At 69.6% G+C, this 26,359-nt stretch carries 26 protein-coding genes; 24 read left to right on the top strand and 2 right to left on the bottom strand.

Features of this window, described 5'->3' with window-relative positions:
* Position 1 precedes the first annotated feature (1 nt).
* From E3T33_RS02715 to E3T33_RS02735, 5 genes are all read left to right on the top strand, one after another.
* Positions 2–517 carry a shikimate kinase gene (locus E3T33_RS02715; RefSeq protein WP_134574686.1) on the top strand — a complete coding sequence of 172 codons (516 nt, stop codon included), beginning with the start codon at positions 2–4 and terminating at the stop codon, positions 515–517.
* Positions 514–1,632 carry a 3-dehydroquinate synthase gene (aroB, locus tag E3T33_RS02720; protein ID WP_134574687.1) on the top strand — a complete coding sequence of 373 codons (1,119 nt, stop codon included), beginning with the start codon at positions 514–516 and terminating at the stop codon, positions 1,630–1,632. The genes E3T33_RS02715 and aroB overlap by 4 nt, the downstream gene beginning before the upstream one ends.
* 184 nt (positions 1,633–1,816) lie before the next feature.
* Positions 1,817–3,145 (top strand): GAF domain-containing protein, encoded by a 1,329-nt coding sequence (locus tag E3T33_RS02725; RefSeq protein ID WP_134574688.1) that lies wholly within the window; start codon positions 1,817–1,819, stop codon positions 3,143–3,145.
* A 124-nt stretch (positions 3,146–3,269) separates the two neighbouring features.
* A complete protein-coding gene (locus E3T33_RS02730) occupies positions 3,270–4,793 on the top strand; it encodes an aldehyde dehydrogenase family protein (protein WP_134574689.1) in 1,524 nt (507 codons plus the stop codon).
* Between the two features lie 80 nt (positions 4,794–4,873).
* Positions 4,874–5,284 (top strand): DUF779 domain-containing protein, encoded by a 411-nt coding sequence (locus E3T33_RS02735; RefSeq protein WP_092322052.1) that lies wholly within the window; start codon positions 4,874–4,876, stop codon positions 5,282–5,284.
* 15 nt (positions 5,285–5,299) lie between these two features.
* On the opposite strand, the gene E3T33_RS02740 is transcribed toward E3T33_RS02735, so the two are convergent.
* Positions 5,300–5,710 (bottom strand): Hsp20/alpha crystallin family protein, encoded by a 411-nt coding sequence (locus E3T33_RS02740; RefSeq protein WP_092322050.1) that lies wholly within the window; start codon positions 5,708–5,710, stop codon positions 5,300–5,302.
* A 101-nt stretch (positions 5,711–5,811) separates the two neighbouring features.
* Here E3T33_RS02740 and E3T33_RS02745 point away from each other — a divergent pair, with 101 nt between their 5' ends.
* The 3 genes from E3T33_RS02745 to nusB all read left to right on the top strand — a co-directional run bounded on the left by E3T33_RS02745 (position 5,812) and on the right by nusB (position 7,419).
* Positions 5,812–6,249 carry a type II 3-dehydroquinate dehydratase gene (locus E3T33_RS02745; protein ID WP_134574690.1) on the top strand — a complete coding sequence of 146 codons (438 nt, stop codon included), beginning with the start codon at positions 5,812–5,814 and terminating at the stop codon, positions 6,247–6,249.
* Between the two features lie 190 nt (positions 6,250–6,439).
* Positions 6,440–7,000, top strand: a complete 561-nt coding sequence (gene efp, locus E3T33_RS02750; protein ID WP_092322047.1) for an elongation factor P — start codon at positions 6,440–6,442, stop codon at positions 6,998–7,000.
* Positions 7,000–7,419 carry a transcription antitermination factor NusB gene (gene nusB, locus E3T33_RS02755; RefSeq protein ID WP_134574691.1) on the top strand — a complete coding sequence of 140 codons (420 nt, stop codon included), beginning with the start codon at positions 7,000–7,002 and terminating at the stop codon, positions 7,417–7,419. Before efp ends, nusB begins: the two co-directional genes overlap by 1 nt.
* A gap of 44 nt (positions 7,420–7,463) precedes the next feature.
* Here the strand turns inward: nusB and E3T33_RS15640 are convergent, their stop codons facing one another.
* Entirely contained in the window at positions 7,464–7,598 is a 135-nt protein-coding gene (locus E3T33_RS15640) for a hypothetical protein (protein ID WP_277870619.1), read from the bottom strand.
* Positions 7,599–8,279: 681 nt separating this feature from the next.
* Here E3T33_RS15640 and pyrR point away from each other — a divergent pair.
* From pyrR to E3T33_RS02835, 16 genes are all read left to right on the top strand, one after another.
* On the top strand, positions 8,280–8,825 hold the full coding sequence (gene pyrR / locus E3T33_RS02760) for a bifunctional pyr operon transcriptional regulator/uracil phosphoribosyltransferase PyrR (protein ID WP_092322044.1): 546 nt from the start codon (positions 8,280–8,282) through the stop codon (positions 8,823–8,825).
* Positions 8,822–9,772, top strand: coding sequence for an aspartate carbamoyltransferase catalytic subunit (locus E3T33_RS02765; protein WP_134475119.1), 951 nt, complete (start codon positions 8,822–8,824; stop codon positions 9,770–9,772). Before pyrR ends, E3T33_RS02765 begins: the two co-directional genes overlap by 4 nt.
* On the top strand, positions 9,773–11,140 hold the full coding sequence (locus E3T33_RS02770) for a dihydroorotase (RefSeq protein ID WP_134574692.1): 1,368 nt from the start codon (positions 9,773–9,775) through the stop codon (positions 11,138–11,140).
* Positions 11,133–11,693: a hypothetical protein gene (locus E3T33_RS02775; RefSeq protein WP_092322040.1), complete on the top strand. Its 561-nt coding sequence runs from the start codon at positions 11,133–11,135 to the stop codon at positions 11,691–11,693. Before E3T33_RS02770 ends, E3T33_RS02775 begins: the two co-directional genes overlap by 8 nt.
* A gap of 1 nt (position 11,694) precedes the next feature.
* Positions 11,695–12,885, top strand: coding sequence for a glutamine-hydrolyzing carbamoyl-phosphate synthase small subunit (gene carA / locus E3T33_RS02780; RefSeq protein ID WP_241982803.1), 1,191 nt, complete (start codon positions 11,695–11,697; stop codon positions 12,883–12,885).
* Positions 12,885–16,184 carry a carbamoyl-phosphate synthase large subunit gene (gene carB, locus E3T33_RS02785; RefSeq protein ID WP_134574693.1) on the top strand — a complete coding sequence of 1,100 codons (3,300 nt, stop codon included), beginning with the start codon at positions 12,885–12,887 and terminating at the stop codon, positions 16,182–16,184. The genes carA and carB overlap by 1 nt, the downstream gene beginning before the upstream one ends.
* Positions 16,181–17,083, top strand: a complete 903-nt coding sequence (gene pyrF, locus E3T33_RS02790; RefSeq protein ID WP_241982804.1) for an orotidine-5'-phosphate decarboxylase — start codon at positions 16,181–16,183, stop codon at positions 17,081–17,083. The genes carB and pyrF overlap by 4 nt, the downstream gene beginning before the upstream one ends.
* Positions 17,076–17,996, top strand: a complete 921-nt coding sequence (gmk, locus tag E3T33_RS02795; protein WP_092322038.1) for a guanylate kinase — start codon at positions 17,076–17,078, stop codon at positions 17,994–17,996. The genes pyrF and gmk overlap by 8 nt, the downstream gene beginning before the upstream one ends.
* Before the next feature lie 87 nt (positions 17,997–18,083).
* On the top strand, positions 18,084–18,341 hold the full coding sequence (rpoZ, locus tag E3T33_RS02800) for a DNA-directed RNA polymerase subunit omega (protein ID WP_092322037.1): 258 nt from the start codon (positions 18,084–18,086) through the stop codon (positions 18,339–18,341).
* 27 nt (positions 18,342–18,368) lie between these two features.
* Positions 18,369–19,592: a bifunctional phosphopantothenoylcysteine decarboxylase/phosphopantothenate--cysteine ligase CoaBC gene (gene coaBC, locus E3T33_RS02805; RefSeq protein ID WP_134574694.1), complete on the top strand. Its 1,224-nt coding sequence runs from the start codon at positions 18,369–18,371 to the stop codon at positions 19,590–19,592.
* Between the two features lie 36 nt (positions 19,593–19,628).
* Entirely contained in the window at positions 19,629–20,822 is a 1,194-nt protein-coding gene (gene metK, locus E3T33_RS02810; protein WP_092322034.1) for a methionine adenosyltransferase, read from the top strand.
* A 41-nt stretch (positions 20,823–20,863) separates the two neighbouring features.
* The gene (locus E3T33_RS02815) at positions 20,864–22,903 is read left to right on the top strand and encodes a primosomal protein N' (RefSeq protein WP_134574695.1); all 2,040 of its coding nucleotides are present in this window, start codon (positions 20,864–20,866) and stop codon (positions 22,901–22,903) included.
* Entirely contained in the window at positions 22,904–23,821 is a 918-nt protein-coding gene (gene fmt / locus E3T33_RS02820) for a methionyl-tRNA formyltransferase (protein WP_092322031.1), read from the top strand.
* Positions 23,818–25,230, top strand: coding sequence for a transcription antitermination factor NusB (locus E3T33_RS02825; RefSeq protein ID WP_134574696.1), 1,413 nt, complete (start codon positions 23,818–23,820; stop codon positions 25,228–25,230). The genes fmt and E3T33_RS02825 overlap by 4 nt, the downstream gene beginning before the upstream one ends.
* A 142-nt stretch (positions 25,231–25,372) precedes the next feature.
* Complete coding sequence (rpe, locus tag E3T33_RS02830; RefSeq protein WP_134574697.1) at positions 25,373–26,041, top strand: ribulose-phosphate 3-epimerase; 669 nt, start codon at positions 25,373–25,375, stop codon at positions 26,039–26,041.
* 12 nt (positions 26,042–26,053) lie between these two features.
* A complete protein-coding gene (locus E3T33_RS02835) occupies positions 26,054–26,317 on the top strand; it encodes a phosphoribosyl-ATP diphosphatase (RefSeq protein ID WP_092322027.1) in 264 nt (87 codons plus the stop codon).
* Positions 26,318–26,359 lie beyond the last annotated feature (42 nt).

The raw sequence follows: 26,359 nt of genomic DNA on the forward strand, positions 1-26,359 counted from the left end.
CATGGGCGCATCCTTCGGGCAGCTGTTCCCGCTTGCCTTCATCGGCCCGATGGCCGCGGGCAAGACGAAGATCGCGCGCCGCGTCGCCCGCGCCCTGAATGTGCCGTTCATCGACACCGACCAGCGCATCGTCGACCGGTACGGTCCGATCGCCGAGATCTTCGCGCGCGAGGGTGAAGAGTACTTCCGGGTGATCGAACGTGAGGTCGTCGCCGAGGCCCTGGCCGAAGAGGCCGTCGTCTCGCTCGGCGGGGGAGCAGTGCTCGACGCCGAGTCCCGAGCCGACCTGGCCCGGTGCAGTGTCGTGTACCTCAGCGTTGACGCGGCCGCGGCGGCGAAGCGGATCCGCGGACGCAAGCGCCCGCTCATCGCCAACGGCATCGAGGACTGGCAGCGCATCTTCGACGAGCGCCGCCCGGTGTACGAGTCACTGGCCGACATCCACTTCGACACATCGACCCGTTCGGTCGGCGACATCGCCGATGACATCGTGACCTGGACCAGAGAGAAACCGTGACCGACACAACAACTCCAGAACCAACCTTCCCGGCGGCAGACTCCGACACCACCGTGATCACCGTCAGCGGCGCGGACCCGTACCCCGTGCTGATCGGGCGCGGGCTCGTCGCCGGCGTCGCCGACCAGCTCGGCGCCGAGGTGCGCAAGGTGCTCATCGTCTACACCTCCACACTCGGAGCGCGTGCCGTCGCGCTGCGCGAAAGCCTCCTCGATCGCTACGAGGTGCTGATCGCCGAGGTGCCCGATGCCGAGGCCGCCAAGCGGGTCGAGGTGGCCGCCTTCTGCTGGCAGGTGATGGGGCAGGCCGACTTCAGCCGCACGGATGCCGTGATCGGCTTCGGCGGCGGCGCCGTGACCGACCTGGCCGGCTTCGTTGCCGCGACCTGGCTGCGGGGAGTGCGCCTGGTGCAGGTGCCCACCAGCGTGCTCGGCATGGTCGACGCCGCCATCGGCGGCAAGAACGGCATCAACACGGCCGAGGGAAAGAACCTGGTCGGAACCTTCTACGCGCCCGCGGCCGTTCTCTGCGACCTCGACGTGCTCGACGACCTGCCGCGGAACGAGATCCTCGCCGGGTTCGCCGAGATCGTGAAGGCCGGGTTCATCCAGGTTCCCGAGATCCTCGACATCATCGAAGACGATGTCGCAGCCGTGACCGACCCGCACACCCCGCAGTTCCGCCGGGTGGTCGAACTCGCCATCGAGATGAAGGCGCGGATCACGGGGGAGGACTTCCGGGAGTCGGGCCGGCGCGAGATCCTCAACTACGGCCACACCCTCGGCCACGCCGTCGAACACGCCGAACGGTACGGCTGGCGGCACGGGGCGGCCGTCGCCGTCGGCATGATGTTCGCCGCGGAACTCGCCCGGCTGAGCGGGCGTCTCTCGGACGAGGCCGCCGACCGGCACCGGCGCATCCTCGAATCCCTCACCCTCCCGGTCAGCTACCCGGTCGGCCGGTGGAGCACGCTCCTGGCGACCATGCAGCGGGACAAGAAGACCCGCAGCGGCATGTTGCGCTTCATCGTGCTCGACGACATCGGCAAGCCGACGGTGCTCGAGGCCCCCGACGCGTCGCTGCTCTTCGCGGCCTACCAGGAAATCGGCTCCTAACCCCCGCCCTCTTCCCTCCCTCCTTCCCTTCGCCGAACTGTGAGTTTGGCACCTTCGTTGTGCTCGGGAAGGTGCCAAACTCACAGTTCGGCGAATCTGCGCGGCCGGATTCGTGACATACGATGGGGATCCCGAGCGATGGCCGCAGCCCTCCTCGCCGACGACCAGCGTGGATCGGAGGGTGATGACCAGTCCATGGACGGTCCGCGCCCCCGGCGAGTCCGAACGGGAGTCCTTCGCGCTGCTGGCGCGGGCGCACGAGGCCGCCGTCTCGGACCGTGCCACCCTCACCGGGGTGCGGAAACTCGTGCAGGAGTCCTGGCAGCGTTCGCTCTCCCACCGGGTCGACCCGTCGCTGGCCGGCGCCGAGCCGGAACTGACCGCTGAGCAGCTTCGGGATCTTCGCCGCCGGCATCCGCTGGCGTCGGTTCTTCCCGTCGTGCACAACCTGCTCATCCGGCATGCCTTCGAGGCCGGCCTGATCGTGGCCGTCGGCGACGAATCGGGGCGCCTGCTGTGGATTGACGGCGACCACGTGCTGAGGCAGAAGGCCGAGTCGATGCTCTTCGTCGAGGGCGCCGACTGGTCCGAACGCCGGGTCGGGACCAGCGCCCCGGGGACCGCGCTGGCACTCAACCATGGGATCCAGATCCAGCGGGCCGAGCACTTCAACCAGCTGGCGCATCCGTGGAGCTGCACGGCCGTGCCGATCCACGACCCGGATTCGGGTGCCCTTCTCGGGGTCATCGACATCACCGGCGGCGACGACGCGGTCGCCCCGCAGACCCTGCCCCTCGTCGAGGCCGCCGTGGCCGCGGTCGAGGCCGAGCTGCGGATCCAGCGCCTCGGACTTCCGCCGGAGCGCGGCGCCACCGCGCGCTTCCAGGTGGCCCTGACGCCGCCCCCGCCCCGAAAGGCCGCTCCAGCGGGACTGCAGGTGCTCGGCCGGGACCACGGCCAGCTGGAGGTCGGCGGCGCCAACCTCGAGGTCAGCCCCCGGCACGCCGAGATGCTGACCCTGCTCGCCTGGCACCGGGAGGGCCTCTCCGCTGAGCGCCTGGCGCTCCTGCTCAGCGACCAGGCCGGCGGCGTCGACACCCTCCGCGCCGAAATGGTGCGGCTGCGGAAGGCGCTCGATCCGCTCGGCCGGGCATTCACCATCAGCTCCCGGCCCTACCGGCTCGATGCATCGATCGAACTGGATGCCCAGCGCGTGCTCGCCTTCCTCGAGCGCGGCGCCCACCGGGTGGCACTCGGGGCCTACCGCGGGCCGGTGCTGCCCGGTTCCACGGCGCCGGGCGTGGCCGCGATCCGGGCCGAGGTCAGCGCGCGGCTCCGCGAGGCCATGCTCAGCGACGCCTCCGCGGAGCTGCTGCTCGAGTACGCGCGCACCGAGGAGGCCACCTACGACACCGAGGTCTGGCGTGCCTGCCTCGAACTGTTGCCGGCCCGGTCGCCCAAGCGGGCCACCGTCGTCGCCCGGCTCAAGCGGATCGACGCTGAGCTCGGGTAGGCGCGCGACCATTCGCAACCCCGCAACTTTTCGCAACCCTGTGGCAACCTTGCCCTCCCTAGGCTCCGAGGAGAGCCGCAGCTGACGCTGCGTGCATCGACACCGTCGTCGACAAAGGAGCGCCATGACCGTCTATTCAGCCCCCGGAACACCCGACTCGAAGGTCACCCTCAAGCCCCGCTACGAGAATTGGATCGGCGGTGAATGGGTCAAGCCGGTCAAGGGACAGTACTTCGAAGACATCTCGCCGGTCACCGGCAAGGCCTTCGCCGAGGTCGCCCGTGGCACCGCCGAGGACATCGAACTGGCCCTGGATGCCGCCCACAAGGCCGCGCCGGCCTGGGGAAAGACCTCGGCCACGACCCGCGCCGCGGTGCTCAACAAGATCGCCGACATCATCGACGCCAACCTCGAGCTGCTCGCCGTCGCCGAGACCTGGGACAACGGCAAGCCCGTGCGCGAGACGCTGAACGCGGACATCCCGCTCGCCTCCGACCACTTCCGCTACTTTGCCTCCGCGATCCGGGCCCAGGACGGCGACCACGCCGAACTGGACGGCGACATGGTCTCGTACCAGTTCCACGAGCCACTCGGCGTCGTCGGGCAGATCATCCCGTGGAACTTCCCGATCCTGATGGCCGTCTGGAAACTGGCCCCCGCGCTGGCCGCCGGCAACACTGTTGTACTCAAGCCCGCCGAGCAGACGCCGGTGTCGATTCTCGTGCTGCTCGAACTGATCGGTGACGTGCTGCCCGCCGGGGTCGTCAACGTGGTCAACGGGTTCGGCATCGAGGCGGGCAAGCCGCTCGCCTCGTCGAACCGGATCCGCAAGATCGCCTTCACGGGGGAGACCTCGACCGGTCGCCTGATCATGCAGTACGCCAGCGCCAACATCATCCCCTCGACCCTCGAGCTCGGCGGCAAGAGCCCCAACATCTTCTTCAGCGACGTCGCCCAGGAGCAGGACGCGTTCTACGACAAGGCGCAGGAAGGATTCGTGCTCTTCGCGTTCAATCAGGGTGAGGTCTGCACGGCGCCCAGCCGTGCGCTGCTGCAGAAGCCCATCTACGACAGCTTCCTCGCCGATGCGGTCGAGCGCACCCGCAAGGCGGTCCAGGGCAACCCGCTCGACACCGACACCCAGGTCGGCGCGCAGTCGAGCAACGACCAGCTCGAGAAGATCCTCTCCTACATCGACATCGGCAAGCAGGAGGGCGCGAAGCTGGCGCTCGGCGGCGAGCGGGTCGACCTCGGCGGCGACCTCAGCGGCGGCTACTACGTGCAGCCGACCATCTTCGAGGGGCACAACAAGATGCGCCTGTTCCAGGAGGAGATCTTCGGCCCGGTGCTCGCGGTGACCAGCTTCACGGACTACGACGACGCCATCTCGATCGCCAACGACACCCTGTACGGCCTCGGCGCCGGCGTGTGGTCGCGCAACGGCAACATCGCCTATCGGGCCGGGCGGGACATCCAGGCGGGCCGGGTGTGGGTCAACAACTACCACGCCTACCCGGCCGGGGCGGCCTTCGGCGGCTACAAGAGTTCGGGGATCGGGCGCGAGAACAACAAACTCGCCCTGGGCCACTACCAGCAGACGAAGAACCTGCTGGTGTCGTATTCCGAGAACGCCCTGGGCTTCTTCTAGGCCCCTGGCCGCACCCCGGCGGGCTGCCGGCGACGCTCGTCGCCGGCAGCCGGCCGGTCGATCCGAGGAGGGTCACGCACATGTCCCAGCCCGTCGTCACGGCATCCGTCACCATCACCGGCGAGACCCGCCCACGGGTCGAGTTCACGCCCGCCACCGCCCTGCTGCTCCGCAGCCTGTGGGATGAGCACGGGCCGCTGATGTTCCACCAGTCGGGCGGATGCTGCGACGGCAGTTCGCCGATGTGCTTCCCGGCCGGTGAGTTCATCACCTCCGACCGGGACGTGCTGCTCGGCCGGCTCGACATCGCCCCGCCGGGAAGCGAGTCACAGTCGATCGACTTCTGGATGTCGGCCGAGCAGTTCGAGTACTGGAGCCACACCTTCCTCACCGTCGACGTCGTCGCCGGCCGGGGGAGCGGATTCTCAGCCGAGGCCCCGCGCGGGGTGCGTTTCCTGATCCGGTCCCGGCTGATGAGTTCGTTCGACTGAGCCGGCCGGGGTCGCTCAGGCCCTGGAGATCGGGATCTTCGACGACGTCGTGCTCTTCTCCGGAACGGGAATCCGGACCTCGAGCACCCCGTCACGGTAGGTCGCCTTCACGTCCTCCTCCTTGCAGCCAACGGGCAGGGGGATGTCCCGGGTGAAGGACCCGTAACGGAACTCCGTACGGTAGCCGTCCTTGAGCTTCTGCTCGCTCTTCTCCTCGCGCTCGGCCTGGATGTGAAGCACCCCGTCACTCACCGAGATGTCGACGTTCTTCTCCGGGTCGATGCCGGGAACCTCCGCCCTGACCACGAGCGTGTTGCCGTCCCGGAACTCCTCCACCTTCATCGACGTGGTGTCCCAGTCGCCCTCAAGGAAACGCCGGAAGGGCTCCGGCAGGTCAAATTTTTCTCGGCGTGCAAGTCCGGCCATGGTGGTCTCCTTCGTTTGGTGGAGCACACAGTACCCCCGGCGCCGTCCTGCCGCAGCGCCCCGCCGTGCTGCCCCGCCGCGTGCTGCTCTAGGCTGTGGGAATGAGCACAGTCCTCGTTCTGAACGGCCCGAACCTCGGGCGCCTCGGCAGCCGTGAACCCGATGTCTACGGGTCGGCTGACCTTGACGAACTGCGAGCGCTGCTCCGCGCATCCGCCCCCGCCGGCGTCACGGTCGACCTGCGCCAGACCGACGACGAGGCCGAGCTCATTCACTGGCTGTACGAGGCCGTCGACGCCGGCACGCCCGTCATCCTGAACCCGGCGGCCTTCACCCATTACAGCTACGCGCTGAGGGATGCCGCCGGCCTGGTGACAAAGGCCGGCGTTCCGCTGATCGAGGTGCACATTTCCAACCCGCACGCCCGGGAGACATTCCGGCACACGAGCGTCGTCAGCGCCGTCGCCACCGGAGTGATCGCCGGCCTCGGCTTCGACTCCTACCGCCTCGCCCTCAACTACCTCACCACCCCTCGCTAACCCCTCGCCGACCCCCCGCGAAACCGCACTCGTGCGCGTTATGAGGGCGTTTTAGCGCGCACAACTGCGGTTTCGCGGGGAGTGGGGCGGGGAACGCGGGGGCGCCTTTGGCGCTTTCAGGATGGGCAACTATGCTCGTTTGAGGTCGAATCGGCCGCGCACCTTCCCAATTGAACGGATTACCCTCCCCATGGCATCTACCGCCGACATCAAGAATGGCGTCGTCCTCAACATCGATGGCCAGCTCTGGGCCGTCATCGAGTTCCAGCACGTCAAGCCGGGCAAGGGTGGTGCATTCGTTCGCACCAAGATGAAGAACGTCGTCAGCGGCAAGACCGTGGACCGTACCTTCAACGCCGGCGCCAAGATCGAGACCGAGAACGTCGACCGCCAGGACTTCCAGTACCTGTACGCCGACGGCGACTCCTACGTCTTCATGGACGTCTCCGACTACGACCAGATCCACGTTCCGGCCGCGGTCGTCGGCGACGCCGTCAACTTCATGCTCGAGAACCAGAACGTCACGATCGCCCTGCACAACGGCAACCCGCTCTACGTCGAGCTGCCGGCATCCGTCGTGCTGGAAATCACCTACACCGAGCCCGGCCTCCAGGGCGACCGGTCGACCGGCGGCACCAAGAACGCCACCGTCGAGACCGGCTACCAGATCCAGGTTCCGCTGTTCCTCGAGCAGGGCACCAAGGTCAAGGTCGACACCCGCACGGGTGACTACCTCGGTCGCGTCAACTAGTGAGCGCTCGCACCAAAGCGCGCAAGCGCGCCATCGACATCCTCTACGTCGCCGATGTGCGTCAGATCTCCATCGCGGAATCCCTCGCGGCCGAGGCGGAGCGCGCGGTCAGTGAGACGGCACGGCAGGCTTCCTGGCTCTACGCCCGGGAGATCGTCGACGGCATCGTCGACCACCGCGAAGAGATCGACGAACTGATCGAGACCTACTCGCAGGGCTGGACCCTGTCGCGCATGCCGATCATCGACCGGGCCATCCTGCGGATCGGCATCTGGGAAATCCTCTACAACGACGCCGTGCCGCACGCGGTGGCCATCGACGAGGCCGTCGAAGCCGCGAAGGTGCTGTCGACGGATGACTCCGCCGGGTTCGTCAACGGACTCCTCGGCCGGATCGCGCAGACCGCACCCTCCGCGTAGGACCAGCCCCGCAGGACGAGCCGCGGGCCAACACCCTGCGCGGCTCAGGTCGACACGGTGATGCTGGCGACGTTGCCGGCGATCGACGCCCACAGCCGGATGTCGTCGCCGGGCTGTTTCTTGTACGGTCGGCCGATCCGGTCGCGGCAGTCGAAGGTGATCTCGACCTCGAACGCCACCCCGATCGCGTAACTGTGCGTCGATGTCCGCGCTCACTTTCACGTAGGACAGGGTCGCCTGGGGCACGAGGCTGACGCCCGTCCCCGCGAAGCCGATGTAGCTCGGGTTCAGGCCGGAGACGTTGACCCAGCTGAACAGGTGGCCGGTCGCCTCCGACGCCGCACTGACGGCGGGCCGGTCATCAGTCGAGTTCACCCAGTGGTACCGATAGCGGTGGCTGGCCGGCGGGGCGGCGATCCAGTAGTTCTTGTAGTTGGCCTCCGACGGGATGTAGAGACTGTCCGGCCAGGCCAGGGTGAACTCCGGCCGCTCCCGGAAGAACTGATGGAAGATCGCGTCCCTGTATTTCGCGATGGCCTCCGGCGTCGGCAGGGAATCGGGGCCCGGGAGCTCGAGCTCGCGGTGGACCTCATCGATCTCGCGGCGCCTAACGAAGCTGATCGGGCCGGCCGGGGCGCCCACCTCAGAGGCGACCGGTGACGGCCCCCGGTCTTCGTGATCCGATGTCGACATAATGCGCCTGCTTCCTGCACCTCAACCGCAAAGGGTGTGCACGTCGATGCCGGCAGCTTAACCTCGGGCCGCCGCACCGGCTAGGGCGAGGCGGCGAGGTGCTAGGCTCATGGGCGGAAAGAGACATCCTTTAACAGCCGTCCTGTGAGACGGGGAAGGAGGTCGGTTTGATGGCACGCACCGTGCTCACCCAGGCTGACATCACCCGAGCGTTGACTCGGATCTCACACGAGATCCTGGAGTCCAATCGTGGGCCTGACAATCTCGTCATCCTCGGCATCCCCACCCGCGGGGTCGTGCTCGCCCGCCGCATCTTCGAGACAATCCAGCGGATCGAACCCAGTGCTAAGGATGTCCGCGTCGGCTCGCTCGACGTCACCCTGTACCGCGACGACCTCACCCGCACTCGCACGCGCACCCCGGCGCCGACCCAGGTTCCCGGCAGCATCGACGGCAGGACCGTGGTGCTCGTCGACGACGTGCTCTACTCGGGCCGCACCATCCGCGCCGCGCTCGACGCGCTCGGCGACCACGGGCGGCCCAGCATCGTTCGCCTGGCCGTGCTCGTCGACCGGGGCCACCGGGAGCTGCCGATCAGGGCCGACTTCGTGGGCAAGAACCTGCCCAGCTCGACCGAGGAGCGGATCAACCTGCACCTGGCCGAAACCGACGGCGACGAGTTCGTGAGCATCGAAGGGGGCGACGAAGCATGAGGCACCTCCTGTCGACGAAGACGATCACCCGGGACGAGGCCATCGCGCTCCTCGACATCGCCGAAGACATGGCGGATGTCGCAGGCCGCGAAGTCAAGAAGCTCCCGACCCTGCGCGGCAAGACGGTCGTCAACCTCTTCTTCGAGGACTCGACCCGCACCCGGATCTCGTTCGAGGCGGCCGCGAAGAGGCTCAGCGCCGATGTGATCAACTTCAGTGCCAAAGGATCGAGCGTGTCGAAGGGCGAGAGCCTGAAAGACACCGCGCAGACCCTCTCCGCGATGGGCGCCGACGCCGTCGTCATCCGCCACCACGCCTCCGGGGCGCCGCTGGTGCTGGCCCAGAGCGGCTGGATCGACGCCGGCATCATCAACGCCGGCGACGGCACCCACGAACATCCCACCCAGGCGCTGCTGGACGCGTTCACCATCCGCCGTCGCCTGCACGGGACCGCTTCGCGCGGCAAGGACCTCGACGGCGTCACCGTGACCATCGTCGGGGACATCCTGCATTCCCGCGTCGCCCGCTCGAACCTGTGGCTGCTGACCACCCTCGGGGCCCGGGTCAGTTTCGTCGCTCCGCCGACGCTCCTGCCGGCGGACACGTCCGCCTGGCCGGCGACCTTCGGCTTCGACCTCGACGCCGCGATCGATGCCGGTCCGGATGTGGTCATGATGCTGCGCATCCAGGCCGAACGGATGAGCGCGTCCTTCTTCCCCAGCCCTCGGGAGTACGCCCGCGGATGGGGGCTCAACGACGAGAGGTTCGCCCGGCTCCGGGCGGATAGCATTGTCATGCACCCCGGCCCGATGAATCGCGGCCTGGAAATATCGTCTGCCGCGGCCGATTCGGCCCGGTCGACCGTGCTCGAACAGGTCGCCAACGGCGTGTCAGTGCGGATGGCCGCGCTGTACCTGCTTTTGTCCGGCGACCGGGAGGATTCGTAGATGCCGAAGGAAAACGCGGCCGGGCAGGAATACCTGATCCGAGGGGCGACCCTGCCGGACGGTTCCCGCACCGACATCGTGCTGGCCGGCGGCCGCATCGCCGAACTCGGGTCCGGCCTGTCCCGGGCGGGGGCGGCGACGGTCGACGCCGACGGGCTGATCGCCCTGCCGGGCCTCGTCGACCTGCACACCCACCTGCGCGAGCCCGGCTCCGAGCAGAGTGAAACCGTGCTCACGGGCAGCCAGGCCGCCGCCCGCGGCGGTTTCACCAGCGTGTTCGCGATGGCAAACACCTCCCCGGTGCAGGACACGGCCGGGGTCGTCGAGCAGGTGCTCGCCCTCGGCGAGCAGGCCGGCTACGTCACCGTCCAACCGATCGGGGCGGTCACCGTGGGACTGGCCGGCGAACGACTGGCCGAGCTCGGCGCCATGGCAGCCAGCCGCGCCCGGGTGCGGGTCTTCTCCGATGACGGATTCTGCGTGGCCGATCCGCTGATCATGCGCCGCGCCCTCGAATACGTGAAGGCGTTCGACGGCGTGATCGCCCAGCACGCCCAGGAACCTCGCCTCACCGAGAAGGCGCAAATGAACGAGGGGGCCCTGTCGGCCGAACTCGGACTCACCGGCTGGCCCGCCGTCGCGGAGGAGTCGATCATCGCCCGCGACGTGCTCCTCGCCGAACACGTCGGGTCGCGCCTGCACGTCTGCCACGTCTCGACCGCCGGATCCGTCGACGTCATCCGCTGGGCGAAGGCCCGCGGCATCGACGTGACCGCCGAAGTCACCCCGCACCACCTCCTGCTCACCGAGGAGCTCGTCGTCGGCTACGACGCCCGCTTCAAGGTCAACCCGCCGCTGCGGCGCCGGGAAGACGTGGAGGCGCTGCGCGCAGGCCTCGCCGACGGCACCATCGACATCGTCGCCACCGACCACGCGCCGCACCCGGTCGAGGCGAAGGACTGCGAATGGGACGCGGCGGCCAACGGCATGGTCGGCCTCGAGTCCGCCCTCTCCGTGGTGCACGCCTCCGTGGTGGCGGGCGGCCACCTCGACTGGGCCGACGTGGCCAGGGTGCTCTCGCACACCCCCGCCCGGATCGGCCGTCTCGCCGGCCAGGGCAGGCGCACCGAGGTGGGCGCCCCGGCCGAACTCACGCTCTACGACCCGGCGGCCAGCCGCGTCTTCGGTACCGCAGACCTGTCCGGCAAGGGCGTGAACTCGCCCTACCTGTCGATGACCCTGCCCGGCCGCGTGCAGGCCACGTTCCACCACGGCCACCCGACGGTACTGGACGGCGCCCTGCGCCCGGCGGCGGAGATTGCGGCCGCTCGACTCGCACAGACTCAGTGGGAGCGCCGCCATGGATAGGCTCGTCCCCACCGTCATCATCGTGGCCGTGCTGCTCGGCCTGGTCACGCTGATGTGGCGAAGCTGGCGCACGCGCACCCGGCGGGATGCCGCACTGGCGGCCGGCCACCCGGGCACCGGCGCCGACGAGGCCGAGCTCGCCGCGGCGCCGGTGCTGTACGTGGCGACCACGCCGCGCTCCCGCCCGCTCGAACGGCTCGCGATCCGGGGACTCGGCTTCCGGGCCCGGGCCCGCCTCACGGTCACCGCCGCCGGCGTGGACCTCAGCCTGGCCGGCGAGGAGCCGGTGTTCATCCCGGCCGCTGCCATCGACCTGCTCACCCCTGCCACCCTGACCATCGACCGCGTGGTCGAGACCGACGGCCTGCTCCTGCTGGGCTGGCGCCTGCACCGGCCCGAGACCGCGCCCGCGCCGGAGGCCGACGAGGTCGTCTCCGTCGACAGCTACTTCCGCATCCCCGACCCCATCGATCGAGACCGCATCACTGATGCGATCCGATCCATCGCAGCCGGCGCCGCCGGCCCGGCTGCACGCGACGAAAGTGAGGCCTGACGTGGCCAACCCAGCAGAAACAGCCGACCGGGCGCGCGCCGCGAAGGCGCCCGCAGTGCTCGTGCTCGAAGACGGCCGGCGCTACGTCGGCCGCGCCTACGGCAGCCGGGGCCGGACCCTCGGTGAGGTCGTGTTCGCCACCGGGATGACGGGGTACCAGGAGACCCTGACCGACCCGTCCTACGCCGGCCAGATCGTATTGATGACGGCGCCGCACATCGGCAACACCGGCGCCAACGACGAAGACATGGAGTCCCGGAAGATCTGGGTGGCCGGCTTCATCGTGCGGGAGCCCTCCCGGGTCAGCTCGAACTTCCGCTCCCAGCGGAGCCTCGACGACGATCTCGAGTCCGGCGGCGTGGTCGGCATCAGCGGCATCGACACGCGTGCGATCACCCGGCACATCCGCTCGGAGGGCGCGATGCGCTCAGGCATCTTCTCCGGCGAGGACTTCTCGCTCTCCGACGGCGAACAGCTCGACCTGGTGCGCCAGGCACCCTCGATGCGCGGCCGTAACCTCTCCGACGAGGTGTCCACGGTCGAGCCCTACTCGATCCCGGCCGTGGGGGAGCGGATCGGGTCGGTCGCGGTGCTCGACCTCGGCGTGAAGACCTCCACCCTCACCTTCCTGGCCGAACGCGGCTTCGAGGTGCTCGTGCTGCCGCAGTCGGTCACCTCGGAGCACGTGCTCTCGCTCAAGCCCTCCGCCCTGTTCTTCTCGAACGGACCCGGCGACCCCGCCGCCTCGGACGCGCACGTGCGGCTGCTGCAGGAGGTGCTCCGGGCCGGCGTCCCGTACTTCGGTATCTGCTTCGGCAACCAGCTGCTCGGCCGCGCCCTCGGCTTCGGAACCTACAAGCTGCCCTTCGGCCACCGCGGGATCAACCAGCCCGTGCTCGACAAAACCACCCGGCGGGTCGAGATCACCTCGCAGAACCACGGCTTCGCCGTCGACATGCCCACCGAGGGTGTGCACGAGTCCCGCACCGGCTTCGGCCGGGTGGAAGTGAGCCACTACAGCCTCAACGACAACGTGGTCGAAGGCATCCGTTGCCTGGACATCCCCGCGTTCTCGGTGCAGTACCACCCGGAGGCCGCCTCCGGCCCGCACGATGCCAACTACCTTTTCGATCGGTTCAGGGATGTGGTGCTTGCCCACCACAAGGCCGCCGGAGCAGGAGAAACCAAATAATGCCCAAGCGCGACGACATCAACAGCGTCCTTGTCATCGGCTCCGGCCCGATCGTGATCGGCCAGGCCTGCGAGTTCGACTACTCCGGCACCCAGGCCTGCCGCGTGCTCCGCGAGGAGGGCGTGCGGGTGATCCTGGTCAACTCCAACCCGGCCACAATCATGACCGACCCCGACTTCGCCGACGCCACCTACATCGAGCCGATCACCCCGGAGATCCTCGAGACGATCATCGCCAAGGAGCGTCCGGATGCCATCCTCCCGACCCTCGGCGGGCAAACGGCCCTCAACGCCGCCATCCAGCTGCACGAACGCGGCATCCTGGAGAAGTACAACGTCGAACTGATCGGCGCGAGCTTCGAGGCGATCCAGAAGGGCGAAGACCGCCAGGTCTTCAAGCAGCTCGTGCTCGACGCCGGCGCGGACGTCGCCCGCTCACACATCGCCCACACGATCGAGGAGGCCGTCGGCTTCGCCGCCGACCTCGGTTACCCGCTCGTCGTTCGCCCCTCGTTCACCATGGGCGGCCTCGGCTCCGGCTTCGCCTACGACGAGGTGGAACTGCGCCGGTACGTCGGCGACGGCCTGCACCACAGCCCCACCAGCGAGGTGCTCCTGGAGGAGTCCATCCTCGGCTGGAAGGAATACGAACTCGAAATGATGCGCGACACGGCCGACAACACCGTCGTCGTCTGCTCGATCGAGAACGTCGACCCGGTCGGAGTGCACACCGGCGACTCGATCACCGTCGCGCCGGCGCTCACCCTGACCGACCGCGAGTACCAGCACCTGCGCGACATCAGCATCGACATCATCCGCGCCGTCGGCGTCGACACCGGCGGCTGCAACATCCAGTTCGCGGTCGACCCGGCCACCGGCCGCGTGATCGTGATCGAGATGAACCCGCGGGTGTCACGGTCCTCGGCCCTGGCCAGCAAGGCGACCGGTTTCCCGATCGCGAAGATCGCGGCCAAGCTCGCCCTCGGCTACCGTCTCGACGAGATTCCGAACGACATCACGAAGGTCACCCCGGCCAGTTTCGAACCGACGCTCGACTACGTCGTGGTCAAGGTTCCGCGCTTCGCGTTCGAGAAGTTCCCCGCCGCCGACCAGCGCCTGACCACCACCATGAAATCGGTCGGCGAGGCCATGGCCATAGGCCGCAACTACGCCAGCGCCCTGCAGAAGGCGCTCCGCTCGCTGGAGAAGCGCGGCTCCTCGTTCCACTGGGGCCCCGAGCCCCGCACGCTCGAGGACCTGCTCGTCGCCGCGGAGATCCCCACCGACGGGCGCATCGTCACGGTGCAGCAGGCGCTCCGCAAGGGCGCCAGCATGGAGCAGGTCTTCGAGGCCACCAAGATCGACCCCTGGTTCATCGACCAGATCGTGCTGATCAACGAGGTCGCCGACGAGGTCGCCGCCGCAGACCGGCTCGACACGGACATCCTGCGCACCGCCAAGGACCACGGCTTCTCCGACGCCCAGATCGGCGAACTCCGCGGCTTCGGCGAGGCCGACGTGCGCAAGGTGCGTCACATCCTCGGGGTGCGCCCGGTGTTCAAGACCGTCGACACCTGCGCCGGCGAGTTCCCCGCGCTCACCCCGTACCACTACTCCAGCTACGACCAGGAGACCGAGGTCGTGCCCAGCGACCGCAGGAAGGTCGTCATCCTCGGCTCCGGGCCGAACCGGATCGGCCAGGGAGTCGAGTTCGACTACTCCTGCGTGCACGCCTCCTTCGCGCTGTCCGAGGCCGGCTACGAGACCATCATGATCAACTGCAACCCGGAGACCGTGTCCACCGACTACGACACCTCCGACCGCCTGTACTTCGAGCCGCTGACGCTCGAAGACGTGCTCGAGATCATCCACGCCGAAAGCCAGAGCGGCGAACTGGTCGGGGTCGTCGTACAGCTCGGCGGCCAGACCGCGCTGGGCCTGGCCAAGGGCCTCCAGGCGGAGGGCATCCCGATCCTCGGCACCACTCCGGATGCCATCGACCTCGCGGAAGAGCGGGGCCTGTTCTCCGGGATCCTCGCCGCCGCGAACCTGCTCGCCCCCCGCAACGGGACGGCGATCGACTACGCCGGGGCCGTCGTGGTCGCCGAGGAGATCGGTTACCCGGTGCTCGTGCGCCCGAGTTACGTGCTCGGCGGACGCGGCATGGAGATCGTCTACGACAGCCTCTCGCTGGCCGACTACTTCACCCGGATGGAGGGGCAGGGCATCATCGGCCCGTCGCATCCGCTGCTCGTCGACCGGTTCCTCGACGACGCGATCGAAATCGACGTCGACGCCATCTACGACGGCCACGAGCTGTACATCGGCGGCGTGATGGAGCACATCGAGGAGGCCGGGATCCACTCCGGCGACTCGAGCTGCACCCTTCCGCCGGTGACGCTCGGCCGGGCCGAAATCGACCGCGTGCGCGTGGCCACCCTCGCCATCGCCGAGGGCATCGGCGTTCGCGGCCTGCTCAACGTGCAGTTCGCGATCGGAGCCGGCGTGCTCTACGTGCTCGAGGCGAACCCCCGCGCCTCCCGCACCGTGCCGTTCGTGGCCAAGGCGCTCGGCATCACCCTGGCCAAGGCCGCCGCCCTGATCATGGTCGGCAGGACCATTGCCGAGCTCAAGGCCGAGGGCAAGCTGCCGCTGATCGATGGTTCCCGGGTGCCGATGGACTCACCGGTCGCGGTGAAGGAAGCCGTGCTGCCGTTCAACCGGTTCCGCACCCACGACGGGACCGTCGTCGACTCCGTGCTCGGCCCGGAGATGCGCTCGACCGGCGAGGTCATGGGCATCGACCGCGACTTCCCCCGCGCCTTCGCCAAGAGCCAGCTGGCGGCGTACGGCGGGATCCCGCTCAGCGGGACCGTGTTCGTGTCGGTCTCCGACCGCGACAAGCGCGCCATCATCCTGCCCATGCTGCGGTTCCAGCAGCTCGGCTTCGAGATCATGGCTACCGAGGGAACCGCCGAGGTGCTCCAGCGCAACGGCATCCGGGCCCGCGTCGTGTCGAAGGTCAGCGAGAAGGGCGAAGACGACGTCTCGATCGTGGAGCTGATCCAGCGCGAAGAGGTGGACATCGTCATCAACACGCCGAGCGGACGCTCCGCCCGCGCCGACGGCTACGAGATCCGCGCGGCCGCCGTGGCCGGCGACCTGCCCCTGTTCACCACGATCGCCGAACTCAGCGCGGCGGTCGGCTCGATCGACGCGATCCGGGACGGCTTCGAGGTGACCTCGCTGCAGGACTACGCCGGCACCCGCGCGGCGGCACTGCAGGCGGCGGCGCTGTGATCCCAGCCCCGCCGAGCCCGACGCCGGTGACCGACGCGGTGGTCCCGTTCGGTGACCGTCTCCAGCGTGCCTTCGACGCGCACGGGCAGCTCTGCGTGGGCATCGACCCGCACTCCTGGCTGCTCTCCGACTGGGACCTGCCCGATTCCGCCGCCGGGGTGGAGGCGTTCGGTCGCACGGTGGTCGAAGCCGCCGCCGGCCGCGTCGGGATCATCAAACCGCAGGTCGCGTTCTTCGAGCGCTTCGGTTCCGCGGGGTTCGCGGCACTCGAGCGCATCCTCGCGGATGCCCGTGCGGCCGGCCTGCTCGTCATCGCAGACGTCAAGCGGGGGGACCTCGGCACCAGCGTCGAAGCGTACGCCCAGGCCTGGCTGGCCGTCGGGTCCCCACTCGAAGTCGACGCCATCACGGTCAGCGCCTACATGGGCGTCGGCTCCCTGGACGCAGCCATCGACGTCGCGGCCGAGGGCGGCAAGGGCATGTTCGTGCTCTCGGCCACGTCAAATCCCGAGGCCGCGCTGATTCAGCGTGCCATCGTCGCCGACGGGCCGCGGGCAGGCCGGAGCGTCGCCCGGGCGATCCTGGACGAGGTGGCGGAGCGCAACATCACCGCCACGACGGGTCCGCTCGGCTCGATCGGCGTCGTCCTCGGCGCGACGCTCGACCTCGCCGGATTCGGCATCGACGTGGCGGCCGCCCCGCTGGTGGCGCTCACCCCGGTGCTCGCCCCGGGCTTCGGTCACCAGGGCGCCGACGTCACCAATATCAACGCGCTGTATGGCGGGTACGCTCAAGGCGTTATCGTGAGTGAATCGCGCAGCGTGCTCGGAGCCGGTCCCGACCGGCTCGTCGAGGCGATCGTGCGCCGAGTAGCTGAAACAGGAGCGGCCCGTGGCTGAGAATCGCCCCATCCCACCCGAAGTCGACCGAGTGGCGGCATCCCGCGCCGCCGTCGCGGCCCGTCGTGCCCGAGCGGCCGTCAAGTCCCAGGTCGCGGCCGGTGAACGCACCGCCCTCGAGGTGCTCGCCGCCGCGGTGAAGGACCCGACCGGAGTCGAAGGCCGACTGCGCGTCACGGAGCTGCTGGTCAGCATCCCGTCGATCGGAGTCACCAAGATGCGCCGCCTGATGGACAGGCTCGAGATTTCGCCGTCGAAGCGTCTCGGCGGCCTCGGCACGCACCAGCGCGAGCGCCTGCGGGACTTCCTGTCCACGAAACCGACCGGACGTCGCGGCGCCGCCGATTCGCGGCTCGTCGTGCTCGCCGGTCCCACCGCGGTCGGTAAGGGCACGGTGGCCGGTTACATCCGGGAGCACTACCCCGAGGTGCTGCTGTCCGTTTCGGCGACGACCCGCAAGCCGCGCCCGGGCGAAGTCGAGGGCGTCAGCTACTACTTCGTCGACGACGCCGAATTCGACCGGATGGTGGAGGAGGGCGACCTTCTCGAATGGGCGAAGGTGCACAACGCTTACCGGTACGGCACGCCGCGCGGGCCCGTCGACGAGGCCATCGCGGTCGGCCGCAGCGTGCTCCTGGAGATCGACCTCCAGGGTGCCCGGTCCGTGCGCCGCGCCATGCCGGAGGCCCGCCTGGTCTTCCTGCTCCCGCCAACCTGGGAGGAACTGGTGCGTCGGCTGATCGGGCGCGACACCGAGGATTCCGCCGAACAGGCCCGCAGGCTGGAGACCGCGAAGCTCGAACTGGCCGCCCAGGGGGAGTTCGATTACAGCGTTGTGAACACCGACGTGGCCGAAGCGGCCCGCGAGGTCGTAGACTTGATGCAGACTCGCAGGGCGCAGTCGGTTTCTTAGCGCCCGTCTCACGTCGTTTCCTCGCGTCAGAACTGATGCGCACGCAGTCATTTCGCTGCACGAAAAGCTCTAAAGGAGTGTGACCCAATGGCCACCAAGCTAACAGGCATCATTGACCCGCCCATCGACGACCTCCTCACCAAGGTCGACTCCAAGTACGCCCTCGTGATCTTCGCGTCCAAGCGTGCCCGCCAGATCAACGACTACTACGCGGACCTGCACGAAGGCAGCCTGTTCGACAACGTCGGACCGCTCGTCGACTCGACCGTCGACGACAAGCCGCTCTCCGTCGCCCTGCGCGAAATCAACGAGGACAAGCTCACCTCCCGTCCGATCGTCGAATAACCGCTCCGCCACGCTCGAGCGCGCAGGATGTCGTCAGCTCGCACGATCGTCGTCGGTATAACCGGCGGCATCGCTGCGTATAAAGCCGTCAACGTCGTGCGCGCTTTCGTGTTGGCCGGGCACTCCGTGCACGTGGTCGCGACCGAGGCCGCCCTCCGATTCGTCGGGAAACCGACGCTCGAGGCCATCTCCCGCAACCCCGTGCACACCGACCTCTACGAGGGCGTCGCCGAGGTGCGGCACGTTGCCATCGGTCAGTCGGCAGACCTCATCGTCGTCGCGCCGGCCACCGCGAACACCATCGCGAAGCTCGCCGCCGGCCTGGCCGACGACCTCCTGGGCAACACCATCCTGGCCAGCACGGCGCCGCTCGTGATCGCGCCGGCCATGCACACCGAGATGTGGAACAACCCCGCCACGGTCGCCAATGTGAAGACCCTGCGCGAGCGCGGTGTCGTGATCGTCGGGCCCGGCGTGGGCCGGCTCACCGGCACCGATACCGGTGCCGGGCGGATGGACGAGCCGGACGCCATCGTGCGGGCGGGCCTGGCCCTGCTCGGCCCCCGGGACCTCGCCGGCCGACGCATCGTGATCAGCGCCGGCGGCACCCGGGAACCCCTCGACCCGGTGCGTTTCCTCGGCAACCGATCCAGCGGCCGCCAGGGCGTCGCCCTCGCTGAGGCGGCCTGGGCCCGCGGGGCATCCGTGACTCTCGTCGCGGCCCACCTCGAGGTTCCGCCGCCCGCCGGTGTCGACCTGCGCTCGGTCAGCACTGCGCTCGAGCTCCAGGCTGCAGTTCAGGACGCCGCACGGACGGCCGACGTCGTGATCATGGCGGCCGCCGTCGCCGATTACCGGCCGGCCTCCCGCCGAACCGACAAGATCAAGAAGGACGAGACCGGCGACACGCTGCGGCTCGACCTGGTCAAGAACCCCGACATCCTCGCCGGCCTCTCCGCGGCAACGCCCAGGCCGGCCGTCATCGTCGGATTCGCCGCCGAAACCGAGGCCGACCCGGCAGCGCTGCTCGCGCTGGGACGGCAGAAGATCGCCCGGAAGGGCTGCGACTACCTTGTCCTCAACAGGGTCGGCTGGTCGCAGGGGATCGCCACGGAGAGTAACGACATCGTCGTGCTCGATCGGCGCGGAGATATAGTGAATGAGGCTTCCGGCACGAAATTGTCGGTGGCCAATTCCATTCTTGACGTGATCGTCCGGGCAGGCACGCCGGATCACCATTCTTCCGATTGACGAGAGCACGGCTCTCCTGAAACAGAGACGGGCCCGATGAGCGATCTTCGCCTCTTCACCTCCGAGTCGGTCACCGAGGGCCACCCGGACAAGATCTGCGACCAGATCTCCGACAGCATCCTCGATGCGCTCCTGACCGAAGACCCGCACAGCCGCGTCGCCGTCGAAACCCTGGTCACGACGGGACTCGTGCACGTTGCCGGCGAGGTGACGACCGAGGCCTACGTCGAGATCCCGTCGATTGTGCGCAAATGCATCACCGATATCGGCTACGACTCGTCGGACGTCTGGTTCGACGGTCGATCCTGCGGTGTGGAGATTTCCATCGGCGGACAGTCCCCGGACATCGCCCAGGGCGTCGACGAGGCCTTCGAGCGCCGTGAGCAGTCCAGCCTCGACGACTACGACCGCCAGGGCGCCGGTGACCAGGGCATCATGTTCGGCTATGCCACCCGGGAAACCCCCGAGCTGATGCCCATCCCGATCTGGATCGCCCACCGCCTCGCCGAGCAGCTGGCGGCCGTGCGCAAGTCCGGTGAGCTCGAATACCTGCGTCCCGACGGCAAGACCCAGGTCACCATCGGCTACGACGGCATCATCCCGCGCACGGTGGAGACCGTGGTGCTGTCCACCCAGCACTCCCCGTCCGTGTCGACGGAGGTGCTCCGCGCCGAGGTCGAGGAACTCGTCATCCGGCCCGTGCTGGCCCGCGTCGAGCTCGACTCCTCCGATCTCACCACCCTGATCAACCCGACCGGACGGTTCGAAATCGGCGGCCCCCAGGGCGACGCCGGGCTGACCGGGCGCAAGATCATCATCGACACCTACGGTGGCTCGAGCCGGCACGGCGGGGGAGCCTTCAGCGGCAAGGACCCGTCCAAGGTGGATCGTTCGGCGGCCTACGCCATGCGCTGGGTAGCGAAGAACGCCGTCGCGGCCGGCCTGGCCGAGCGCCTGGAAATCCAGGTCGCCTACGCGATCGGCAAGGCCTCGCCCGTGGGGCTGTACGTGGAAACGTTCGGTACCGGCGCCTTGCCCGACAAAGACATCACCGCCGCCATCCGTGAGGTTTTCGACCTGCGCCCCGGTGCCATCATCGCCTCGCTCGACCTGCTCCGGCCGATCTACGCCCAGACGGCGACCTACGGCCACTTCGGCCGGGAGCTGCCCGACTTCACCTGGGAGCGGCTCGACCGCGTCGACGACCTGAGAAGCGCAGCGCGGCTCTGACTGGTCAGGGGCAGGGCGGACAGGGCAGCGCAGGGCATTCGGTGACACGCACCGGCCTCGTGGCGCGGGTGCTGATCGACTCTCCACTCCCGCAACTCGACCACCTCTTCGACTACAGCATCCCGGCCGAGCTCGCCGCGGATGCGGTGGCCGGCGTGCGGGTCAAGGTGCCGTTTCGCTCATCCGGCCGGGTGGCCGACGGGTACCTGATCGAGGTCATCGACGCGGCGGCGCCCGACACGGGCGGCTCCGACGCGGACTTCCACGGCAAGCTCAGCCCCATCGAGGCCGTCGTCTCGTCGGTGCCGGTGCTCACGCCCGAGGTCTGGAAGCTCGCCCGGCGGATCGCCGACCGCTCCGCCGGGAACGCGAGCGACGTCATCCGACTGGCCTGCCCGCCCCGGCAGGTGCGGGTGGAGAAGGCGTGGCTGGCCGCGCAGGCGCCGGCCGCCGAGGCGAACCCCGGGCCGGCGAACCCCGAGCCGGCCGGGCCGTCGGACGTCCCGTCGCGCCCGGCCGACGCGCGCTTCTCCGAGTACGGGGCCGGCGTGCTGGAGGAGGCCATCGCAGAGAGCCGCCGCCTCGCTGTCGCCGCGGTGCCGAGTCTGGTCGCCCTGCCGGCGGGCCCGTCGATCGGGCACTGGGCGCAGACCCTGGCGGAACTGGCCGTCGCCACCCTCGAGACCGGCCGAACCGCCATCCTGGTCCTGCCGGACTACCGCGACCAGGACCAGGTGCAGGCGGCGCTCGACCTGCTCGCCCCGGCCGGCTCGGTCAGCCGGGTGGATGCCCGCCAGCCGAATCCCGACCGGTACCGCGCCTTCCTGGCCTGCCTCGGCGCCGCGCCGCGGATCATCCTCGGCAACCGCTCCGCCGTCTACGCGCCCGCCGCCGACCTGGGGCTGATCGCGCTCTGGGACGACGGCGACCCGCTGCACTCCGAGCCGCTCAGCCCGTACGCGCACTCCCGCGACGCGGCCCTCGTGCGCCAGGAGCAGTCCGGCTGCGCCCTCGTGCTGCTCGGCCACTCGCGCAGCGTCGAGGCCCAGCGCCTCGTCGAGCTGGGCTGGCTGGCCGAGGTCCATCCGGCGAAGGGCCGGCACCCCCACGTCATCCCGACCGAATTCCAGGCCGCCGACGACCAGTACGCCCGGGCCGCCCGCATCCCGTCCGCCGCCTGGCACACGGCCCGTCAGGCGCTCAAGCAGGGCCCCGTGCTCGTGCAGGTGGCCAGCCCCGGCTACGCGCCCATGCTCGCCTGCCAGGGCTGCCAGAAAGCGGCCCGGTGCACCCGGTGCCAGGGCCCGCTCGGCCTGGCCTCGGCGGGCGCGACCCCGTCCTGCCGCCTGTGCGGCGCACTCGCCGCCGACTGGACCTGCGTGCACTGCGCGGGCCGCACCTTCCGCATCGCCACGATCGGCGCGGGGAGGACCGCGGAGGAGCTCGGCCGGGCCTTCCCCGGCGTGCGCATCATCATCGCCGACGGCGACCACCCCATCCAGCACCTCGGCGCCGAACCAGCCCTGGTGATCGCGACCAGGGGCGCCGAACCGATCCCCGCAGGCGGCTACCGGGCCGTGCTGCTCCTCGACGGGCAACGGATGCTGGCCCGGGAGTCCCTGCGGGTGGGTGAAGACGCTCTGCGCTGGTGGTCCAACGCCGCGGCCCTCGCCGCGCCCGGCGCCGCCGTGATGCTCGCCGAGGTGGGCGGGGCGCTCGCCCGGGCGATGAGCACCTGGCAGCCGGAGGGCTTCGCGGCCTCCGAGCTGGCCGACCGGCGGCAGCTGAGGTTCCCGCCGGCGGTGCGCGCGGCATCCGTCACCGGCGCCGCCGCCGATGTGGACGCGGCGCTGGCCGAACTGGCCGAGATCCCGGGCGTTGACGTGCTCGGACCGGTCGGCACGGAGCCGCCCCTGGTGCGCGCGATCGTGCGCTTCGCCTACTCCAGCGGTGACGACGTGGCCGGTGCGCTCAAGGCCCAGGTGGTGCGCAACGCCGCCAGGCGCCGCCGTCCGAAAGGCGCCGCCTTCCGCGCGGCGCCTACACTCAAAGTACGATTCGACGACCCGGAGCTGCTCTAAATGAAACTCGTCTTCGCGGGCACCCCGCAGGTCGCCGTCCCCAGCCTGACCGCCCTGGCCGACTCCGGGCACGAGATCGCCGCGGTGATCACCCGGGAGGATGCCCCGCTCGGGCGGAAGCGCGTGCTCACCCCCTCGCCGACGGCCGCCGCCGCTGCCGCGCTCGGCATCCCGCTGATCAAGGCCAACCGGCTGGGCGACGCGGCCACGACCGAGATCGCAGCCCTGCGGCCCGACCTCGGCGTGATCGTGGCCTACGGCGGCCTGGTGCGGGAGCCGCTGCTCTCCGTGCCCCGTCTCGGCTGGATCAACCTGCACTTCTCCCTGCTGCCGCGCTGGCGCGGAGCCGCCCCCGTGCAACGCGCCGTGATGGCCGGCGACGACGAGACCGGCGCCGCCGTTTTCCAGCTCGTCCGCGAACTCGACGCCGGACCCGTCTTCCGCACGCTCGCCGAGCCCATCGGCCGGCACACGACCGCCGGGGGCCTGCTCGAGTCCCTGAGCTTCAGCGGGGCCCGGCTCCTGCGCACGGTCGTGAACGAGCTCGCCGCCGGCACGGCGCGGGCGGCCGAGCAGCACGGCGAGGTCACCCTCGCCCCCAAACTGACCCTCGAGGACGCGCAGATCGACTGGTCGGCTCCCGCCGCCTCGGTGTACAACCGCGTGCGCGGGGTGACGCCGGAACCCGGCGCGTTCACGATCGTGAACGGCGCCCGGCTGAAACTCCTCGCGGTCGCGCCCAGCTACGGCGCCCAGCCGCAGGCGGCCGGCGTGATCCGCGACATCGACAAGCACGTGCTGGTGGGAACGGGGACCGAGCCGCTCGAGCTCGTCACCGTGCAACCGGCGGGAAAGACGGCAATGAAGGCAATCGACTGGTGGCGTGGCGTAGCGGCGACGGAGGTGGTCGCCTCATGAGCGGCGCAGATCGCCCCGAGCGGCCCCGGGCCCAGTCCGGCTTCGTTCAGCCGGCCAGGCGCGTGGCCTACGAGGTCATCGCCGCCGTGCGCGAATCCGACGCCTACGCCAACCTGCTGCTGCCCACGCGGATCAAAAGGGCCGCGCTGAACACGGCGGATGCGGCGCTGGCCACCGAGCTCACCTACGGCACCCTGCGCATGCAGGGGTTCTACGACCGGGTGATCGCCGAGGCCGCCGGCCGGCCGGTCAGCGCCATCGACCCCGCCATCCTGGACGTGCTCCGCCTCGGCGCCCACCAGCTCCTCGCCACCCGAGTCGCCACCCACGCTGCCGTCAACGAGTCCGTCGAGCAGGCCCGCCAGGTGGGGTCCCGCGCCGCGACCGGCTTCTGCAACGGCGTGCTGCGCACGATCTCGCGCACCAGCGCCGAGGAATGGCGCGAACGCATCCTCGCCCAGTCGACGAGCGCGGATGATCGCCTCGCCGCCGAGTACTCCCACCCGGCCTGGGTGGTCCGTGCCTTCCGGCAATCGCTCAAGGCCGAGGGCCGCGAGAGCGAGCTCGAGGAACTGCTGGCCGCCGACAACGCTCCGCCGCGGGTGAACATGGTCGCGCTGCCCGGCCTCACCACCGCGGAGGACACCGCGGGGCTGGGCGTTCCGGACGCCTTCTCGCCCACCGGATTCGTGCTGGCCGGGGGAGACCCCGTGCACATCATGAACGACCACGAGGGACGCATCCGGGTGCAGGACGAGGGCTCCCAACTGGCCGCCCTCGCCCTCAGCCGCGCGCGGCCCGTGCAGGCGGGCGAACGCTGGCTCGACCTCTGCGCCGGCCCCGGCGGCAAGGCGGCCCTGCTGGCCGCCGAGGCCATCGCCGCCGGCGCCGAGCTCGTCGCCAACGAACTCGTCCCGGCCCGGGCCACCCTCGTGCGGAAGGCGCTGCAGGCCGTCCCGGCCGCTGTGCCCGTGTGGGAGCAGGACGGCACCGCGTTCGCCGACACGCACCCGGATTCCTTCGACCGCATCCTCCTCGACGCGCCGTGCACCGGACTCGGCGCGCTCCGCCGCCGCCCGGAGGCACGCTGGCGCAAACAGCCCAGGGATGTCGCCGAGCTCTCCGATCTGCAGTCGGGCCTGATCGAGGCTGCGCTCGGGGCACTGAAGCCCGGCGGCATCCTCGCCTACGTCACCTGCTCCCCGCACACCGCCGAGACCCGGGGGATCGTGGCGACCGCGCTCAAGAAGTGGGCCGGCCGGGTGACCGCCCTCGACACCGCCGCCGTGGTGCAGGGCCTGAGTCGCTCGCCGCTCGACCTCGCCGGGCCCGAAACGAGCGTGCAGCTCTGGCCGCACCGCCACGGCACCGACGCCATGTTCATCACCCTGCTGGAGCGCACCGCCTGAACCGACTCGCCATCCCCCCGCCGAACTGTGAGTTTGGCACCTTCCCGGAGTCCGGGAAGGTGCCAAACTCACAGTTCGGCGAAGGGGGAGCGCGGGGGACGGGGGTCGGGGGATCGGGTGGATAGGTGGATAGGGTTGAGGCATGCCGACACGGATCAATCCGAGCATCCTCGCCGCCGACTTCGCCAACCTCGAGCGGGAGCTCGGGCGCATCGCGTCCGCCGACCTCGTGCACGTGGACATCATGGACAACCATTTCGTGCCGAACCTGACCTTCGGCCCGCCCGTGGTCGAACGTCTGCTGCAGGTGTCGCCGCTGCCCTTCGATGTGCACCTGATGATCGAGAACCCCGAGCGCTGGGCTCCGGGCTACGCGGAGGCCGGCGCCTTCTCGGTGACCTTCCACGCCGAAGCGAGCCCCGATCCGGTCGCCCTCGCCCGGCGGCTGCGCTCGATCGGCGCGCGCGCCGGGATCGCCCTGAAGCCGGGAACGGACGTGGAGCCCTATCTCGAGCTTTTGGCCGAATTCGACCAGGTGCTCGTGATGACCGTCGAGCCGGGCTTCGGCGGCCAGAGGTTCATGGCGTCGACGATGCCCAAGCTTAGCCGGCTCGCGGATGCCGTGCGCTCCAGCGGCCTGGACGTCTGGCTGCAGGTCGACGGCGGCATCACAGAGGAGACCATCGTGATCGCAGCCGAGGCCGGCGCCAACACGTTCGTGGCCGGCTCCAGCGTCTTCAACGCCGCGGATCCGGCCGAGCAGATCGCCCGCTTGCGCGCCGCGGCGGACGAACACACCCACGCGCACTAGTACCCTGTAAGGGTGAAGACTTTCGACGACCTCTTCGCTGAGCTCAGCGACAAGGCACTGACCAGGCCCGAGGGCTCCGGGACGGTGCGCGAGCTGGATGCCGGCGTCCACGCCATTGGCAAGAAGATCGTCGAGGAAGCCGCCGAAGTCTGGATGGCGGCCGAATACCAGAGCGATGATGAAACCGCGGAAGAAATTTCGCAGCTTCTGTACCACCTGCAGGTTCTCATGCTGGCCAAGGGTCTGTCCCCGGCCGACGTCTACCGACATCTGTGACACGGACACCAGTGACACGGACACCAGTGACACCGACACCTG

The sequence above is a fragment of the Cryobacterium sp. TMT1-2-1 genome (assembly GCF_004403955.1).
Classification (GTDB): Bacteria; Actinomycetota; Actinomycetes; order Actinomycetales; family Microbacteriaceae; genus Cryobacterium; species Cryobacterium psychrotolerans.

Excerpts from the sequence above, each read along its gene's own strand:
- E3T33_RS02725 (WP_134574688.1), top strand. The coding sequence starts at position 1,817 with ATGACCAGTCCATGGACGGTCCGCGCCCCCGGCGAGTCCGAACGGGAG.
- E3T33_RS02765 (WP_134475119.1), top strand. The coding sequence starts at position 8,822 with ATGAGGCACCTCCTGTCGACGAAGACGATCACCCGGGACGAGGCCATC.
- metK (WP_092322034.1), top strand. The coding sequence starts at position 19,629 with ATGAGCGATCTTCGCCTCTTCACCTCCGAGTCGGTCACCGAGGGCCAC.
- E3T33_RS02730 (WP_134574689.1), top strand. The coding sequence starts at position 3,270 with ATGACCGTCTATTCAGCCCCCGGAACACCCGACTCGAAGGTCACCCTC.
- E3T33_RS02735 (WP_092322052.1), top strand. The coding sequence starts at position 4,874 with ATGTCCCAGCCCGTCGTCACGGCATCCGTCACCATCACCGGCGAGACC.
- fmt (WP_092322031.1), top strand. The coding sequence starts at position 22,904 with ATGAAACTCGTCTTCGCGGGCACCCCGCAGGTCGCCGTCCCCAGCCTG.
- E3T33_RS02745 (WP_134574690.1), top strand. The coding sequence starts at position 5,812 with ATGAGCACAGTCCTCGTTCTGAACGGCCCGAACCTCGGGCGCCTCGGC.
- rpe (WP_134574697.1), top strand. The coding sequence starts at position 25,373 with ATGCCGACACGGATCAATCCGAGCATCCTCGCCGCCGACTTCGCCAAC.
- E3T33_RS02775 (WP_092322040.1), top strand. The coding sequence starts at position 11,133 with ATGGATAGGCTCGTCCCCACCGTCATCATCGTGGCCGTGCTGCTCGGC.
- carB (WP_134574693.1), top strand. The coding sequence starts at position 12,885 with ATGCCCAAGCGCGACGACATCAACAGCGTCCTTGTCATCGGCTCCGGC.
- efp (WP_092322047.1), top strand. The coding sequence starts at position 6,440 with ATGGCATCTACCGCCGACATCAAGAATGGCGTCGTCCTCAACATCGAT.
- E3T33_RS02715 (WP_134574686.1), top strand. The coding sequence starts at position 2 with ATGGGCGCATCCTTCGGGCAGCTGTTCCCGCTTGCCTTCATCGGCCCG.
- rpoZ (WP_092322037.1), top strand. The coding sequence starts at position 18,084 with ATGGCCACCAAGCTAACAGGCATCATTGACCCGCCCATCGACGACCTC.
- E3T33_RS02825 (WP_134574696.1), top strand. The coding sequence starts at position 23,818 with ATGAGCGGCGCAGATCGCCCCGAGCGGCCCCGGGCCCAGTCCGGCTTC.
- E3T33_RS02770 (WP_134574692.1), top strand. The coding sequence starts at position 9,773 with ATGCCGAAGGAAAACGCGGCCGGGCAGGAATACCTGATCCGAGGGGCG.
- E3T33_RS02740 (WP_092322050.1), bottom strand. The coding sequence starts at position 5,710 with ATGGCCGGACTTGCACGCCGAGAAAAATTTGACCTGCCGGAGCCCTTC.
- coaBC (WP_134574694.1), top strand. The coding sequence starts at position 18,369 with ATGTCGTCAGCTCGCACGATCGTCGTCGGTATAACCGGCGGCATCGCT.